Annotated in this window: 17 protein-coding genes; 5 read left to right on the forward strand and 12 right to left on the reverse strand. The window is 52.3% G+C overall.

The genetic code is table 11. The features are described from left to right. Window positions 1–13 precede the first annotated feature (13 nt). Both sseA and timP read left to right on the forward strand, forming a co-directional pair. Window positions 14–859, forward strand: a complete 846-nt coding sequence (gene sseA, locus QUE74_RS16565; RefSeq protein ID WP_000108599.1) for a 3-mercaptopyruvate sulfurtransferase — start codon at window positions 14–16, stop codon at window positions 857–859. A 342-nt stretch (window positions 860–1,201) separates the two neighbouring features. Further along, window positions 1,202–1,327 carry a small toxic inner membrane protein TimP gene (timP, locus tag QUE74_RS16570; protein ID WP_244591678.1) on the forward strand — a complete coding sequence of 42 codons (126 nt, stop codon included), beginning with the start codon at window positions 1,202–1,204 and terminating at the stop codon, window positions 1,325–1,327. Between the two features lie 31 nt (window positions 1,328–1,358). On the opposite strand, the gene sseB is transcribed toward timP, so the two are convergent. From sseB to trmJ, 11 genes are all read right to left on the reverse strand, one after another. Beyond that, a complete protein-coding gene (sseB, locus tag QUE74_RS16575) occupies window positions 1,359–2,135 on the reverse strand; it encodes an enhanced serine sensitivity protein SseB (RefSeq protein ID WP_001354817.1) in 777 nt (258 codons plus the stop codon). Between the two features lie 142 nt (window positions 2,136–2,277). Continuing rightward, entirely contained in the window at window positions 2,278–3,561 is a 1,284-nt protein-coding gene (gene pepB, locus QUE74_RS16585) for an aminopeptidase PepB (protein ID WP_000133558.1), read from the reverse strand. A gap of 177 nt (window positions 3,562–3,738) precedes the next feature. Next, complete coding sequence (gene iscX, locus QUE74_RS16590; protein WP_000523616.1) at window positions 3,739–3,939, reverse strand: Fe-S cluster assembly protein IscX; 201 nt, start codon at window positions 3,937–3,939, stop codon at window positions 3,739–3,741. A gap of 11 nt (window positions 3,940–3,950) precedes the next feature. Beyond that, window positions 3,951–4,286 (reverse strand): ISC system 2Fe-2S type ferredoxin, encoded by a 336-nt coding sequence (gene fdx, locus QUE74_RS16595; RefSeq protein ID WP_001124471.1) that lies wholly within the window; start codon window positions 4,284–4,286, stop codon window positions 3,951–3,953. A 1-nt stretch (window position 4,287) separates the two neighbouring features. Beyond that, the gene (hscA, locus tag QUE74_RS16600; protein WP_001196587.1) at window positions 4,288–6,138 is read right to left on the reverse strand and encodes a Fe-S protein assembly chaperone HscA; all 1,851 of its coding nucleotides are present in this window, start codon (window positions 6,136–6,138) and stop codon (window positions 4,288–4,290) included. Window positions 6,139–6,154: 16 nt separating this feature from the next. Then, window positions 6,155–6,670 (reverse strand): co-chaperone HscB, encoded by a 516-nt coding sequence (gene hscB / locus QUE74_RS16605; RefSeq protein WP_000384409.1) that lies wholly within the window; start codon window positions 6,668–6,670, stop codon window positions 6,155–6,157. Window positions 6,671–6,765: 95 nt separating this feature from the next. After that, entirely contained in the window at window positions 6,766–7,089 is a 324-nt protein-coding gene (iscA, locus tag QUE74_RS16610) for an iron-sulfur cluster assembly protein IscA (RefSeq protein WP_000028953.1), read from the reverse strand. Window positions 7,090–7,105: 16 nt separating this feature from the next. Further along, window positions 7,106–7,492, reverse strand: coding sequence for a Fe-S cluster assembly scaffold IscU (gene iscU / locus QUE74_RS16615; protein WP_000331707.1), 387 nt, complete (start codon window positions 7,490–7,492; stop codon window positions 7,106–7,108). A gap of 27 nt (window positions 7,493–7,519) precedes the next feature. Then, window positions 7,520–8,734, reverse strand: a complete 1,215-nt coding sequence (iscS, locus tag QUE74_RS16620; protein ID WP_001295373.1) for a cysteine desulfurase — start codon at window positions 8,732–8,734, stop codon at window positions 7,520–7,522. Window positions 8,735–8,974: 240 nt separating this feature from the next. Continuing rightward, window positions 8,975–9,463 (reverse strand): Fe-S cluster assembly transcriptional regulator IscR, encoded by a 489-nt coding sequence (iscR, locus tag QUE74_RS16625; protein WP_001241357.1) that lies wholly within the window; start codon window positions 9,461–9,463, stop codon window positions 8,975–8,977. Window positions 9,464–9,732: 269 nt separating this feature from the next. After that, window positions 9,733–10,473 (reverse strand): tRNA (cytosine(32)/uridine(32)-2'-O)-methyltransferase TrmJ, encoded by a 741-nt coding sequence (gene trmJ, locus QUE74_RS16630; protein ID WP_000940023.1) that lies wholly within the window; start codon window positions 10,471–10,473, stop codon window positions 9,733–9,735. Between the two features lie 118 nt (window positions 10,474–10,591). On the opposite strand from trmJ, the gene suhB reads away from it, so the two are divergent. The 3 genes from suhB (at window position 10,592) to csiE (ending at window position 13,865) form a co-directional block, all read left to right on the forward strand. Further along, window positions 10,592–11,395, forward strand: coding sequence for an inositol-1-monophosphatase (gene suhB / locus QUE74_RS16635; RefSeq protein ID WP_000553451.1), 804 nt, complete (start codon window positions 10,592–10,594; stop codon window positions 11,393–11,395). Between the two features lie 144 nt (window positions 11,396–11,539). Beyond that, window positions 11,540–12,394: an alpha/beta hydrolase gene (locus tag QUE74_RS16640; RefSeq protein WP_001354818.1), complete on the forward strand. Its 855-nt coding sequence runs from the start codon at window positions 11,540–11,542 to the stop codon at window positions 12,392–12,394. 190 nt (window positions 12,395–12,584) lie between these two features. Then, window positions 12,585–13,865, forward strand: a complete 1,281-nt coding sequence (gene csiE, locus QUE74_RS16645; RefSeq protein WP_000983036.1) for a stationary phase inducible protein CsiE — start codon at window positions 12,585–12,587, stop codon at window positions 13,863–13,865. Here the strand turns inward: csiE and QUE74_RS16650 are convergent. Continuing rightward, entirely contained in the window at window positions 13,857–14,996 is a 1,140-nt protein-coding gene (locus QUE74_RS16650) for a 3-phenylpropionate MFS transporter (RefSeq protein WP_000244171.1), read from the reverse strand. The genes csiE and QUE74_RS16650 overlap by 9 nt on opposite strands. Window positions 14,997–15,019 lie beyond the last annotated feature (23 nt).

Here is a 15,019-nt window from a genome sequence, read left to right on the forward strand (position 1 = left end):
AATGGAGATGCCTATGTCCACGACATGGTTTGTAGGAGCCGACTGGCTCGCCGAACATATTGATGACCCGGAAATTCAGATTATCGATGCCCGCATGGCACCGCCTGGACAGGAAGATCGTAACGTTGCCCAGGAGTATCTGAATGGACATATTCCCGGCGCAGTGTTTTTCGATATCGAAGCGCTTTCTGATCACAATTCCCCGCTTCCGCACATGCTGCCGCGCCCGGAAACGTTCGCCGTTGCAATGCGTGAGTTAGGCGTTAACCAGGATAAGCACCTGATTGTCTATGACGAAGGTAATCTTTTCTCAGCCCCACGCGCATGGTGGATGCTGCGCACCTTTGGTGTAGAGAAAGTGTCGATTCTGGGTGGTGGACTTGCAGGTTGGCAGCGTGATGATCTGTTATTAGAAGAAGGTGCAGTAGCGCTGCGAGAAGGTGAGTTTAACGCTGCGTTTAATCCTGAGGCTGTGGTGAAAGTAACCGATGTGTTATTGGCAAGCCATGAAAATACGGCGCAAATTATTGATGCCCGCCCGGCTGCACGTTTTAATGCAGAAGTTGATGAACCTCGCCCAGGTTTACGTCGCGGGCACATTCCCGGCGCGTTGAACGTTCCGTGGACAGAACTGGTACGTGAAGGCGAACTAAAAACGACCGATGAACTGGATGCGATATTTTTTGGTCGCGGTGTCAGCTACGACAAACCAATTATCGTCAGTTGCGGTTCTGGTGTAACGGCAGCCGTGGTTTTGTTAGCACTCGCGACGCTGGATGTGCCAAACGTGAAACTGTACGACGGCGCATGGAGTGAATGGGGCGCACGGGCCGATTTACCGGTTGAGCCAGAGAAATAAGCTTTTTACAGGCAATAAAAAACCGCCGAATTTGGCGGTTTTTTATTGCTGGTCTGGTTCGCGGCCTTTCCAGCAGGTTGACTTGTGTTGCCGGAGCAACGCAGGCACCCCACAGTGTTGAAATACTCTCTTTTATGCCTGGCTAAGTCAAGATAATAAATAGAGTAATTATTCAAATATGAGGGTATTATTCGTGACGGCCCTTTTCGCCGTCTCGCAAACGGGCGCTGGCTTTAGGAAAGGATGTTCCATGACCGTAAATGCAGGCACCCCACAGCGCTTGCTATCGCGGCAATATCGCCAGTGGTGCTGTCGTGATGCGGTCTTCGCATGGACCGCACAATGAAGATACGGTACTTCTGTATCGTACTTATTGTTTCTGGTGCGCTGTTAACCGAGGTAAATAATAACCGGAGTCCCTCCGGCAACAATTTACTGATGGTTAACAACCTTCAGAACAGCAAGTAAGCCCGAATGCCGCCCTTTGGGGCGGCATATTTTAAATTATTCGATTCTGTTTAAAATCACGCAGGAATCCCCCCCAGCGACGTTCATAGAATGGCGCAATATGTTCGGTAATAAAGTGGCTAATTCCTTTTTCCCCTTTTTTCACCTGACAAATATCGATGGGTTCATCGCCAGGTAATGTATCGGTCGCTACACTTCCCGCCGCCTGAATAATTTCTTCGATATCACCATCGGCTTCAATGCCAATAAGTAAATTAGGCTGTGCCTCTTCGTTCTCTTTAATTGAACAAATAAAAGCACGCTTCACCGGCTTAATGGTTTTAAATAAGGTGGTAAGTGAATCAATCATTTGCGCTGGCGGCTCTGCAACCTCCGATAATATCAGCGATTCACCGCCTTCCAGTACTTCCTGACTGCTCAGCGGATTCCCTTCTTCACCAATCAGCAAACTGATTTCACGCGGCATAAATTCTTTACCGGTTGGCAGTTTGGCATTAAGGAAGAGCGTTTCGCCAAGGGTCATCTCAAACAATGTGCGAACGGGCATTACGACAAATGCCTGTTCGTCTTCAACCGCCTGTTGAAGTGCTTCTAACGAGGTGAAAAAAGGAATGACGCTGGTGCCGTCTTCTTTTTCCCAGTGCTGTAAATCAAGCGCGCTATCTTCAACCACAGCCTCGCCCTGCGCCGCCGTACCAGGCACCCAGACGGTGGATCCCAGTAGAGTACGGAAAAAGGCCGGACGGTGCGCCGGTTCAGTTGCTGCTTTTTCCAGCAGGTCTTCAAGTTCGTTTTTTGTTTCGGACATAAGAACCACAATTCATTCAACGTTCGGGGCACAAGTGCCTGATGCGCTACGCTTATCAGGCCTACAAGGGAATCGCAATTTTTTGAATTCACAATACTTTGTAGGCCGGATAAGGCGTTTACGCCGCATCCGGCATATTAGTTTACGCCGTTAACAGATTAGCAATCGTGCGCACACCCAGCCCGGTCGCACCCGCAGACCACTGTTCAACTGGTGCTTTACGGTAAGTCGCCGAACAGTCGATATGCAGCCAACCTTGTTTATAGTTCTCAACAAAGTGCGACAGGAAGCCCGCCGCCGTACTTGCACCCGCCGGATACGCCGCACTTCCGGTATTGTTCAGTTCCGCAAAGTTAGATGGCAGCTGGCTACGGTGGAACTCCGCCAGCGGCAGACGCCAGAACGGTTCGTTCTCCTGGGCGGCACTCTCCAGTAGGCGACCGGCCAGCGCATCGTCAAAACTGAACAGCGCGTGATAATCATTACCCAGCGCGGTTTTCGCCGCACCGGTGAGTGTCGCGGCATCGATAATCAGTTCCGGTTTCTGCGCACTGGCGTCAATCAGTCCATCTGCCAGAACCAGACGCCCTTCCGCATCGGTGTTCATGACTTCGACTTTTTTACCGTTGCGATAGGTAATGATATCCCCCAGTTTGAACGCGTTGCCGCTAATCAGGTTATCCGCACAGCAGAGGAACAGCTTCACGCGCTTGTTCAGACCGCGCGTAATGGCAAATGCCAGCGCCCCGGTAACCGTTGCCGCACCGCCCATGTCAGACTTCATTGAGTCCATAAACGCGGTCTGTTTGATGCTGTAGCCGCCGGAATCAAAGGTGATGCCTTTACCTACCAGGCACGCGTACACCGGCGCTTCTTTATCGCCAGTTGGGTTATAATCCAGCGCCAGCAATACCGGGGAACGTTCTGAACCACGCCCGACAGTGTGCAGCCCCATATAACCTTGATCACGAAGATCTTCACCTTTGGTGATCCGGTAAGTCACACGATCGCCTGCGACGTTGCTGATCAGATCAACAGCACGCTGTGCCAGTTGCGATGGCCCCAGTTCTTCTGCCGGTGCGTTGATGGTGTCACGCACCCAGTCGATGATCATCAGGCGGTTATCCAATTCCTGACGCTGGGCATCGTTCAGATCCGGCCACTCCACTTTACGCGTGCCTTTCGGGGCTTTGTAACCTTGCCAGAATGCCCAGCAACGATCCGCATCCCAGCCATCACCGCTTAGCTGAACATGCTTGATGCCCAGACCGTCAATCTTGCGCGCCGCACGCTGGATCAGCCCCAGATCGTCTGCCCCGTTCAAATGCAGGGTAATACCATCATTATTAATGCTGTAAGTCGCTTTTTCTCCCCAGCGCGCGTCGGCAGGTTGGGTCGAGAGGGTAATCTTCATCGCTTCTGTCATTTTAGTTATCCTTATTTGTAAAAGGGCCGCCAGTTGGCAGCCCCAGGATTTTTCCGCTAAATGATTCGCGTTGCAGGAAGGCGGCAAGTGAGTGAAGCCCCAGGAGCATAGATAACTATGTGACTGGGGTGAACGAGCGCAGCCAACGCATCTGCGGCGTGAAGCATGACGCGGAAATCACTCGGCTTCGTCCAGCCAGACTAATAAAATCGCTTCGAGGATTTTCTCGTTGGACGCCTGCGGGTCGTCGTCGAAATCTTCCAGATCGCAAATCCACTGATGCATATCGGTGAATCGAACCGTTTTCGGATCAAGATCGGGATATGCATCGTACAGTGCTTCGCCAATTTCGCGGCTATCGGTCCACTTAAGTCCCATACTAACCTCTGTTAATGCTCACGCGCATGGTTGATAGTGTAACGCGGGATTTCGACCACTAAATCTTCGTCGGTAACGCGCGCCTGGCAGCTTAAACGGCTTTCCGGCTCCAGCCCCCAGGCTTTGTCCAGCATGTCGTCTTCCTGCTCTGAGCTTTCCGGCAGCGAATCAAAACCTTCACGAACGATGCAGTGGCAGGTGGTGCAAGCACAGGATTTTTCACAGGCGTGTTCAATCTCGATGCCGTTACGCAGCGCAACGTCGAGAATGGTTTCACCGCTATTCGCTTCCAGAACAGCGCCATCAGGACAGAGATCCTGATGAGGCAAAATAACAATCTTTGGCATATTAAACCTCGTCCACGGAATGGCCCTTCAGCGCACGACGAACCGACTGGTCCATGCGGCGAGCGGCGAAATCCTGGGTTTGTTTGTCTACGTTTTTAATCGCTTGTTCGATGGCGTCAACATCATCGCCCTGCGCCACTTCACTCAGGTGAGCGGCAGCATCGTCAATGACCTGACGTTCTGCGGCGCTTAACAGCGCGGCATCAGCAGCCAGCGCGCCGTGCAAACTTTCCAGCACACGCGCCGCTTCTACTTTTTGTTCAGCCAGCATACGGGCTTTTACGTCCTGCTCGGCATAGCTCATTGAGTCTTTGATCATCGAGGCGATTTCACTGTCGGTCAGACCATAAGACGGTTTAACCTGAATAGACGCCTCAACGCCGGTGGATTTCTCCATCGCCGTCACGCTCAAAAGACCATCAGCATCGACCTGAAACGTTACGCGAATATGCGCGCCGCCAGCCGGTAGCGCCGGAATACCACGCAGCGCAAAACGTGCCAGCGAGCGGCAGTCCTGCACCAGCTCACGCTCACCCTGCATTACATGGATAGACATCGCCGTCTGACCATCTTTAAAGGTGGTGAAATCCTGGGCGCGCGCCACCGGAATTGTGGTGTTACGCGGGATCACTTTCTCCACCAGGCCGCCCATAGTTTCCAGGCCCAGCGACAGCGGGATCACATCAAGCAACAGCATTTCGCTGTCCGGCTTGTTACCCACCAGAATATCCGCCTGAATCGCCGCGCCAATAGCGACGACTTTATCCGGGTCGATGGAAGTCAGCGGTGGACGACCGAAAAATTCACCCACCCGTTCACGCACCAGCGGCACGCGGGTAGAACCACCAACCATAACCACTTCCAGCACTTCATCAGCTTCTACGCCCGCGTCTTTCAGCGCACGACGACAAGCCAGTAAGGTTCGTTTTACCAATGGCGCGATCAGTTCGTTGAATTGTTCACGGCTGATTTCACCCTGCCAGCCCGCAACATTCACGGTCACAGAGTCCGCATCGCTCAGCGCGATTTTGGCCGCAATGGCGGCATCCAGCAGTTCACGCTGAACGCGGTTATCGCTACGGTCAGGAATGCCCGCCTGTTCGCGAATGTAATCTGCTAACAGATGGTCAAAGTCATCACCGCCGAGCGCGGAATCACCGCCGGTCGCCAGCACTTCGAACACGCCGCGACTTAAGCGCAGAATGGAAATATCAAACGTCCCGCCACCGAGGTCATAAACAGCGATCACGCCTTCCTGACCGGAGTCCAGTCCGTAGGCGATAGCCGCAGCGGTCGGTTCGTTAAGCAAGCGCAGAACATGTAGCCCCGCCAGACGCGCCGCGTCTTTGGTGCCCTGACGCTGGGCATCGTCAAAGTACGCCGGAACGGTGATAACGACACCATCCAAGTCGCCTGCCAGGGCTTCAGTTGCCCGCGCCGCCAGTGCTTTGAGGATGTCCGCAGAAACGCGCACCGGATTCAGCAATCCCGCTGCTGTTTCAATCATCGGCAAGCCGTTTTCGCTGGCCTGGAATTGATAAGGCAAATGCGGGTAGCGTTGCTGGATATCAGCCAGCGAGCGCCCCATCAGGCGTTTAACAGAACTAATGGTGTTGGCGGTGTCAAGCGCTGCGTTAGTGCGCGCGTCATAACCCACCGAATGCCCCTGCTGTTGATAGTGAACAACAGAGGGCAGCAGGTGACGGCCTTCATGGTCGGCTAACGTTTCGGCCTGACCGCTGCGTACTGTCGCCACCAGCGAGTTGGTTGTGCCCAGGTCAATACCGGCCGCCAGACGACGCTGATGCGGCGCAGCACTCAAACCAGGTTCACTAATTTGTAATAAGGCCATGTTTAGCTTCCAGAAATTAAAAATCGAGCAGTTTTTCTTCGAGTTGTTCGGCACTGCTTCGCAGTTTATCGAGAAAACGCAGCTTACGCACGGTATCCGCCGCCGCGTCCCACGTCTCGTTGTCTAACTGTTCAACCATCAACTGATGGCGGGTATCAAACATCTTTTTCACACGTTTGATAAAGCTTTCCAGCCGTGCTTCATCTTCCGCCTGTTCGATCTCGTCCAGTTCTTCGCGCAGCTCCAGCTGTTCCATCAGGAACGCGGTGTCGCGCACAGTATGCTGCTCGCTGGCGAGATCAAAACCGTGCAAAGAAAGTAAATATTCCGCGCGCATTAACGGATGACGCAGCGTTTGCCAGGCCTGGTTAATGGTTGCAGATTGCTGTACGGCGGCGAGTTGTTCCGCCTGGCTTCCGCTGGCGAATTTATCAGGATGATACTGACGTTGTAGATCCTGAAAACGCAGGCTCAGTGCCTGGGTATCGAGTTGATAACGGGCAGGCAAGCCAAAGAGGGTGAAGTAATCCATAACATTCTCAGGGCTGCGATCCGCCGCAATAACGACGAATCAGGTAAAACAAACCCCACGCGCAGCTGACCACGGTGGGGTTATCGGTATGCGCATCAAACGTGGAAGCTTTCGCCGCAACCACACTCATCTTTGACGTTCGGGTTGGTAAATTTAAACCCTTCGTTCAGGCCTTCTTTTACAAAATCCAGTTGCGTACCGTCCAGAAATTGCAGGCTTTTGCCATCGACCACGACTTTCACGCCTTTGTCTTCAAACACGATGTCTTCCGGCGTCGGTTCGTCAACAAATTCCAGTACATAAGCCATACCTGAACATCCGGAGGTTCTCACACCCAGACGCAGGCCAAACCCTTTGCCGCGGTTAGCCAGAAAGGTATTTACTCGCGCTGCTGCACTGTCGCTCAGTGTAATCGACATAACCAAACCTCAACTCTTATTTTGCTTCACGTTTGCTTTTATAGTCCGCAATGGCGGCTTTGATCGCGTCTTCTGCCAGAATAGAACAGTGAATTTTCACCGGCGGCAGTTCAAGTTCTTCAGCAATATCGGTGTTTTTGATCGCCTGTGCTTCGTCGAGAGACTTCCCTTTCACCCATTCGGTGACCAGGGAGCTGGAAGCGATAGCGGAACCGCAGCCGTAAGTTTTAAAACGCGCGTCTTCAATGATACCTTCATCGTTGACTTTAATCTGCAACTTCATCACGTCGCCACAGGCCGGTGCACCCACCATGCCACTGCCGACGTTCTCGTCGTTGTTGTCAAAGGAACCCACGTTACGCGGATTCTCGTAATGGTCGATAACTTTTTCACTGTAAGCCATTATAAATTCTCCTGATTCCGATACCGATTAATGATGTGCCCATTCGATGCTGTTCAGATCCACGCCCTGCTTGTACATTTCCCACAGCGGAGAAAGGTCACGCAGACGACCGATGGATTTACGAACTAACTCGATGGTGTAGTCGATCTCTTCTTCAGTAGTAAAACGACCTAAAGAGAAACGGATAGAGCTATGTGCCAGCTCATCGTTCAGCCCCAGCGCGCGCAGCACGTAGGACGGTTCGAGGCTTGCTGACGTACAGGCAGAACCGGAAGAAACCGCAAGGTCTTTCAGCGCCATAATCAGCGACTCACCTTCAACGTAATTGAAGCTGACGTTGAGAATGTTCGGCGCACCGTGTTCCAGGTCACCGTTCAGGTAAACTTCTTCGATATCTTTGATGCCGTTCCACAGACGGTTACGCAGGCCGCGCAGACGTTCCATCTCGGTCGCCATCTCTTCTTTTGCGATGCGATAGGCTTCGCCCATACCGACGATCTGGTGAACAGGCAGAGTACCGGAACGCATACCGCGCTCGTGACCGCCGCCGTGCATTTGTGCTTCGATACGTACGCGCGGTTTACGACGCACATACAGCGCACCGATACCTTTCGGGCCGTAGATTTTGTGACCGGAGAAAGACATCAGGTCAACTTTCAACTGGCTCAGGTCGATAGGCAGTTTGCCCACGCTCTGGGTTGCATCAACATGATAGATAATGCCACGAGCACGGCACATTTCACCGATAGCCGCGATATCCTGCACCACGCCGATTTCGTTATTTACGTGCATGATGGAAACAAGGATGGTGTCGTCACGCATCGCTGCTTCGAGTTCTTTCAGGTCGATAATACCGTTACGCTGCGGTGCCAGGTAAGTGACTTCAAAACCTTCGCGCTCCAGCTGACGGCAGGTATCCAGTACCGCTTTGTGTTCGGTTTTGCTGGTGATGATGTGCTTGCCTTTTTTCTGATAAAAGTTAGCAGCACCTTTGATCGCCAGGTTGTCAGATTCGGTAGCACCAGAGGTAAAGACAATTTCACGCGGATCAGCGCCAACCAGATCGGCAATCTGATTACGAGCGATATCTACCGCTTCTTCAGCCTGCCAGCCGAAACGGTGAGAACGGGAGGCCGGGTTACCAAAGGTTCCGTCCATCGTCATAAACTGCATCATTTTCTCGGCAACACGCGGGTCCACCGGCGTGGTTGCGGAGTAGTCGAGATAAATCGGTAATTTCATTGCTCTATAAACTCCGTACATCACTCAATGCAAGGAACCAGGCTACCGGCTGGATGTACGACCGTGTTTACGGAGCGCGAGACGCCCCGGCCTGATTCTAATATCTTGTTATCTTTAACCTAACTGTTTCGGGTTTCAGCAAGTTGACAAACTTACGAATCTCCGGGAGCTTACATAAGTAAGTGACCGGAGTGAGTATGTGCAGTCAACGCAGATGCAACACGAAACAGGACGGTTAAATTAAGCGCGTAACTTAACGTCGATCGCGTCTTGTGTGCGGGTGCGTGGCGCGTCGTGAGTATGCTGACGACCAGATACATCCAGCACTTCCTGGTTATTAACCAGTTCGCCTAAAGTAATGTTGTTGAGAAAACCGGTAAGGCGGTCGCTCAAATCACGCCACAGCGCGTGGGTCAGGCATTTATCGCCCCCCTGGCAGCCGCCTTTACCCTGACAACGGGTAGCATCTACAGATTCATCAACGGCGCTAATTACTTCGCCAACGGCGATGCTGCTGGCATCTTTGCCTAACAGATAACCACCGCCTGGCCCGCGTACGCTGGAAACCAGACCATTTTTACGCAGACGGGAAAACAGTTGTTCCAGATAAGAAAGGGAAATTCCCTGACGTTCGGAAATATCAGCCAACGGTACCGGGCCCGCTTCAGAGTTGAGCGCAACGTCAAGCATTGCGGTCACGGCATAGCGCCCTTTAGATGTCAGTCTCATGTCTTACTTCACCTCAAACTCGCCCCTGCCCGGGGTTTTTTATTGTAAAAGTGGGGGTATTGCATAGCAGGGTCAAGTCTGACATTCCCGAGTAAATTGGTCAACTATTTACTTGACTGATTTAGTCGGGTATTTAACCTTCAGTGCCATTTTTTTATCGTGGCGTTTGTACCTGTTGTCGGGTGCGGCGTAAACACTTTATCCGTCCAGGGGTTCAGTACAATGTAGGCCTGACAAGACGCGTTAAGCGCCGCATCAGGCAACCTCGGTTATTCGGCCTTGTTACCTTTATTCTGCTGCTCAATAGAAGCCAGAATCCCGCGCAGGATATTCAACTCCTGGCTTTCCGGGCGCGCACGGGTAAACAGACGACGCAGCTTATTCATCACCTGCCCCGGATGGTTTTCACGGATAAAGCCGGTTGCCAGCAGCGTTTGTTCAAGATGACCGTAAAAACGTTCCAGATCATCGACCAGCGGATACGGCGTCTCGTCATGTTCAACCTGCTCGCTGTTCTCCTGAGTCGCCAGCCAGGCCATACGGACTTCATAGGCAATAACCTGAACAGCCATCGCCAGGTTCAGCGAACTGTATTCCGGGTTAGCGGCAATGGCGACATGATAATGGCACTTTTGCAACTCTTCATTGGTCAAGCCGACACGCTCACGACCAAAAACCAGTGCCACCGGCGTATTTGCCGCTTCAGCGACGCTTTTCAAACCGCATTCGCGCGGGTCGAGCATCGGCCACGGCAGCGTGCGCGAGCGTGCACTGGTGCCAACCACCAGGCTACAACCGGCTAACGCTTCGTCGAGTGTATCGACAATGTGAGCATTACCAATCACATCGCTGGCCCCTGCTGCCAGAGCAATCGCCTGGGAGTCAGGTTTCACTAGTGGATTAACCAGCCACAGATTGGTTAAGCCCATTGTTTTCATGGCACGGGCAACAGAACCCATATTACCGGTGTGTGACGTCTCCACCAGCACAATTCGAATATTTTGCAGCATTGTCTTTCTTCATCTAAAGATTATTCACGCATCTTATCATAAAACGAAGACAGATGCCGATCTCGCTGCTATACTCTGCGCCGTTTTCCCGTTCTTTAACATCCAGTGAGAGAGACCGATGCATCCGATGCTGAACATCGCCGTGCGCGCAGCGCGCAAGGCGGGTAATTTAATTGCCAAAAACTATGAAACCCCGGACGCTGTAGAAGCGAGCCAGAAAGGCAGTAACGATTTCGTGACCAACGTAGATAAAGCTGCCGAAGCGGTGATTATCGACACGATTCGTAAATCTTACCCACAGCACACCATCATCACCGAAGAAAGCGGTGAACTTGAAGGTACCGATCAGGATGTTCAATGGGTTATCGATCCACTGGATGGCACTACCAACTTTATCAAACGCCTGCCGCACTTCGCGGTATCTATTGCCGTTCGTATCAAAGGCCGCACTGAAGTTGCTGTGGTTTATGATCCTATGCGTAACGAACTGTTCACCGCGACTCGCGGTCAGGGCGCACAGCTGAACGGCTACCGTCTGCGCGGCAGCACCGCTCGCGATCTCGACGGTACTATTCTGGCGACCGGCTTCCCGTTCAAAGCAAAACAGTACGCTACCACTTACATCAACATCGTCGGCAAACTGTTCAACGAATGTGCAGACTTCCGTCGTACTGGTTCTGCGGCGCTGGATCTGGCTTACGTTGCCGCAGGTCGTGTTGACGGTTTCTTTGAAATCGGTCTGCGTCCGTGGGATTTCGCCGCAGGTGAGCTGCTGGTTCGTGAAGCGGGCGGTATCGTCAGCGACTTCACCGGTGGTCATAACTACATGCTGACCGGTAACATCGTTGCCGGTAACCCGCGCGTTGTTAAAGCCATGCTGGCGAACATGCGTGACGAGTTAAGCGACGCCCTGAAGCGTTAATTTCTCTGGCGGGTGATTTCTCTCACCCGCCCTCGCCTTTCAGGCGCTATTCCGAAATGCTTCCGCTCTGCTTTACTTTCTTTCGTCACTCTCCCACCATCTTTCCCCGATTAATGGATGATAAAGAAGTCGCAAGGAAAGGTTATGGCACTGCCAGTGAACACACGCGTTCTCAAAATTCTGTTTATTCTCTTTGTTGTTGCCTTCTGCGTTTATTTAGTGCCGCGCGTTGCCATCAACTTCTTCTTTTATCCCGACGACAAAATTTACGGTCCCGACCCCTGGTCGGCGGAATCCGTCGAATTTACAGCTAAGGACGGTACTCGTCTGCAAGGCTGGTTTATCCCTTCTTCGACAGGCCCCGCTGACAACGCCATCGCAACCATCATTCATGCTCACGGCAATGCCGGAAATATGTCCGCCCACTGGCCGCTGGTCAGTTGGTTACCCGAGCGTAATTTCAACGTTTTTATGTTTGATTATCGCGGGTTTGGTAAATCAAAAGGCACGCCGTCTCAGGCCGGATTGCTGGACGATACGCTAAGTGCCATCAATGTGGTGCGCCATCGCAGTGATGTAAACCCACAACGACTGGTGCTGTTCGGGCAGAGTATTGGCGGGGCGAATATTCTTGATGTTGTTGGTCAGGGTGATCGTGAGGGCATACGTGCAGTGATCCTCGACTCCACATTTGCCTCTTATGCAACCATCGCCAACCAGATGATCCCCGGCAGTGGCTACTTACTTGATGAGAGTTACAGCGGCGAAAATTACATCGCCAGCGTCAGCCCGATCCCAGTTTTACTCATTCACGGTAAGGCCGATCACGTTATCCCATGGCAGCACAGCCAAAAGTTGTATGATCTGGCAAAAGAGCCAAAACGTTTAATCTTAATCCCTGACGGCGAACACATTGATGCTTTTTCCGATCGTCACGGTGATGTTTATCGCGAACAAATAGTGGATTTTATCCTTAGCACGTTGAATCCGCACAACTAACCCATGATCGCTAGCGCGATAATCATTCACAAATCCACCTTTAGACGAGCTAATCCACTGGTCAGAACAGTTTAAGATGAGAAAAATTCTGTGACGCTTGCCAACATTTCTGATGATTAGCATTCCCTTCGCCATTTCCCTGAGCAAACTTTAGCTATTCTTATCAATTATGCTTATGGGAGATCTACAGATGATGCCTACGCTTGCTTCACCATCTGTCCTTTCGGCTCCCCAGCGCCGCTGCCAGATCTTGCTGACACTCTTTCAGCCGGGGTTGACCGCCACCACGGCAACCTTCAGCAAGCTTAATGGTGTGGATGATGATATTGCCAGTCTTGATATCAGCGAAACAGGACGGGAGATCCTGCGCTATCATCAACTCACACTGACTACTGGTTATGACGGTAGCTATCGGGTTGAAGGCACAGTGCTTAACCAACGTTTGTGTTTATTTCATTGGCTACGACGTGGTTTCCGTCTGTGTCCGTCATTTATTACCAGCCAATTCACACCTGCTCTGAAGAGTGAACTAAAGCGGCGCGGAATTTCGCGTAACTTTTACGACGATACCAATCTACAAGCGTTAGTGAATCTCTGCTCTCGACGGCTACAAAAACGCTTTGAAACGCGCGATATTCATTTCCTGTGTCTGTATCTGCAATATTGCTTGCTGCAACACCACGCTGGCATTACGCCTCAGTTTAATCCGCTCCAACGTCGCTGGGCAGAATCCTGCCTGGAATTTCAGGTAGCGCAGGAAATTGGACGCCACTGGCAGCGTCGGGCGCTTCAGCCTGTACCGCCTGATGAGCCACTATTTATGGCATTACTTTTTTCCATGTTGCGAGTTCCCGATCCAATTCGGGATGCGCATCAGCGGGACAGACAATTGCGTCAGTCTATCAAACGTCTGGTAAACCATTTTCGTGAGCTGGGAAATGTTCGTTTTTATGATGAACAGGGGTTATGCGATCAGCTTTATACTCACCTCGCCCAGGCGTTAAATCGCAGTTTGTTTGCCATCGGTATTGATAACACCCTGCCAGAAGAGTTCTCCAGACTGTACCCACGCCTGGTGCGCACCACCCGCGCGGCGCTGACCGGATTTGAAAGTGAATACAGCGTCCATCTTTCTGATGAGGAAAGCGGTCTGGTCGCTGTGATTTTCGGTGCCTGGCTAATGCAGGAAAACGACCTGCATGAAAAACAGATTATTCTACTGACCGGGAATGATAGCGAGCGTGAAGCGCAGATTGAGCAGCAGTTACGTGAACTGACGTTACTGCCGCTCAACATTAAGCATATGTCGGTAAAAGCATTTTTGCAGAGAGGTGCTCCACGCGGCGCGGCACTGATTATTGCGCCTTACACCACGCCGTTACCGCTTTTTTCACCACCACTGATCTACACAGATCTGACGCTGACAACACACCAACAGGAGCAGATCCGCAAAATGCTCGAATCAGCATGAGGGAACAACTTTCGGGCGCAAGAACATTGCCGGAAGCGCCACCAGCGCCATCACCCAGAACACGCCGTGGCCCAGATATTGATACAGGAAACCGGCGAAGACGGTCATGATGGCGATACTACCGCCCATTGCAACGGCAGAGTAAACCGCCTGCAAACGGATGACTTCGCTACCCTGGCGGGCGGCAATATAACGCATGGCCGCCAGGTGGCAGACCGTGAAGGTGCCGCAATGCAGAATTTGCACCACTATCAACCACGGCAACGCCGTCGTTGCTCCCATAATTCCCCAGCGCATTACACCGCTAATCGCCGAGATCAGCAGCATATCGCGTGCACTACAACGGCGGAAAAGTTTATTACTCAGCGCAAAAATAATGACTTCTGCCACCACGCCCAGCGACCACAAATAGCCCACCGCTGAAGCAGAATACCCAGCTGCCTGCCAGTAAATAGCGCTAAAACCGTAATAGGCTGCATGCGCTCCCTGTAATAAACAAACGCAGGCCAGAAAGCGCCAGTTCTGGCGGACCAGTGTCAGCCAGGCTGGCCCTCCCGTGCTCTCCTGCTGACGGCTAGCCCCTTGTGGCTGAATCGTTGGACGAATGAGAAATCCGAGCAGCATGGACGCCACGCCCAACGTCAACAGCGCGAGGATCACCCGATAATCCAACATACTGACCAGTTTGCCTGTCAGCGCCGAGCCAATGACAAACGCCACCGAGCCCCACAGTCGCACTTTGCCGTAATCAAGCGGGAACTGTTTTTGCCATGTATTCGCCAGTGCATCGGTCAACGGTACCAGCGGTGAGAAAAAGAGGTTAAAGCCAATCATCACCACCATCAACCACGCTACATGCGCCCCCGCCCAGAAGGCGACAGCAAAGAGAAGTGTCAGCAGTGCCAGTACGCGCAAGGCGGAAATCAGGCGGGAAGGATCGCTAACGCGGGGCGCGATGATCAAACTCCCGAGAAAACGGGCAACCAGACCAGCCCCCAATAACAGGCCGATAGTTTCTGGCGTTAAGCCAATCCCCTTAAGCCAGACGCTCCAGAAAGGTAGAAAAATGCCGTAACTAAAAAAGTATGTGAAATAACCGAGCGCCAACCAGCGCGTGGATTGCAAAACCATGAGTCCCTCCCGTCAGGAGGCGT

The sequence above is a fragment of the Escherichia sp. 10290 genome (assembly GCF_030295155.1).
Taxonomy (GTDB): Bacteria; Pseudomonadota; Gammaproteobacteria; order Enterobacterales; family Enterobacteriaceae; genus Escherichia; species Escherichia coli_F.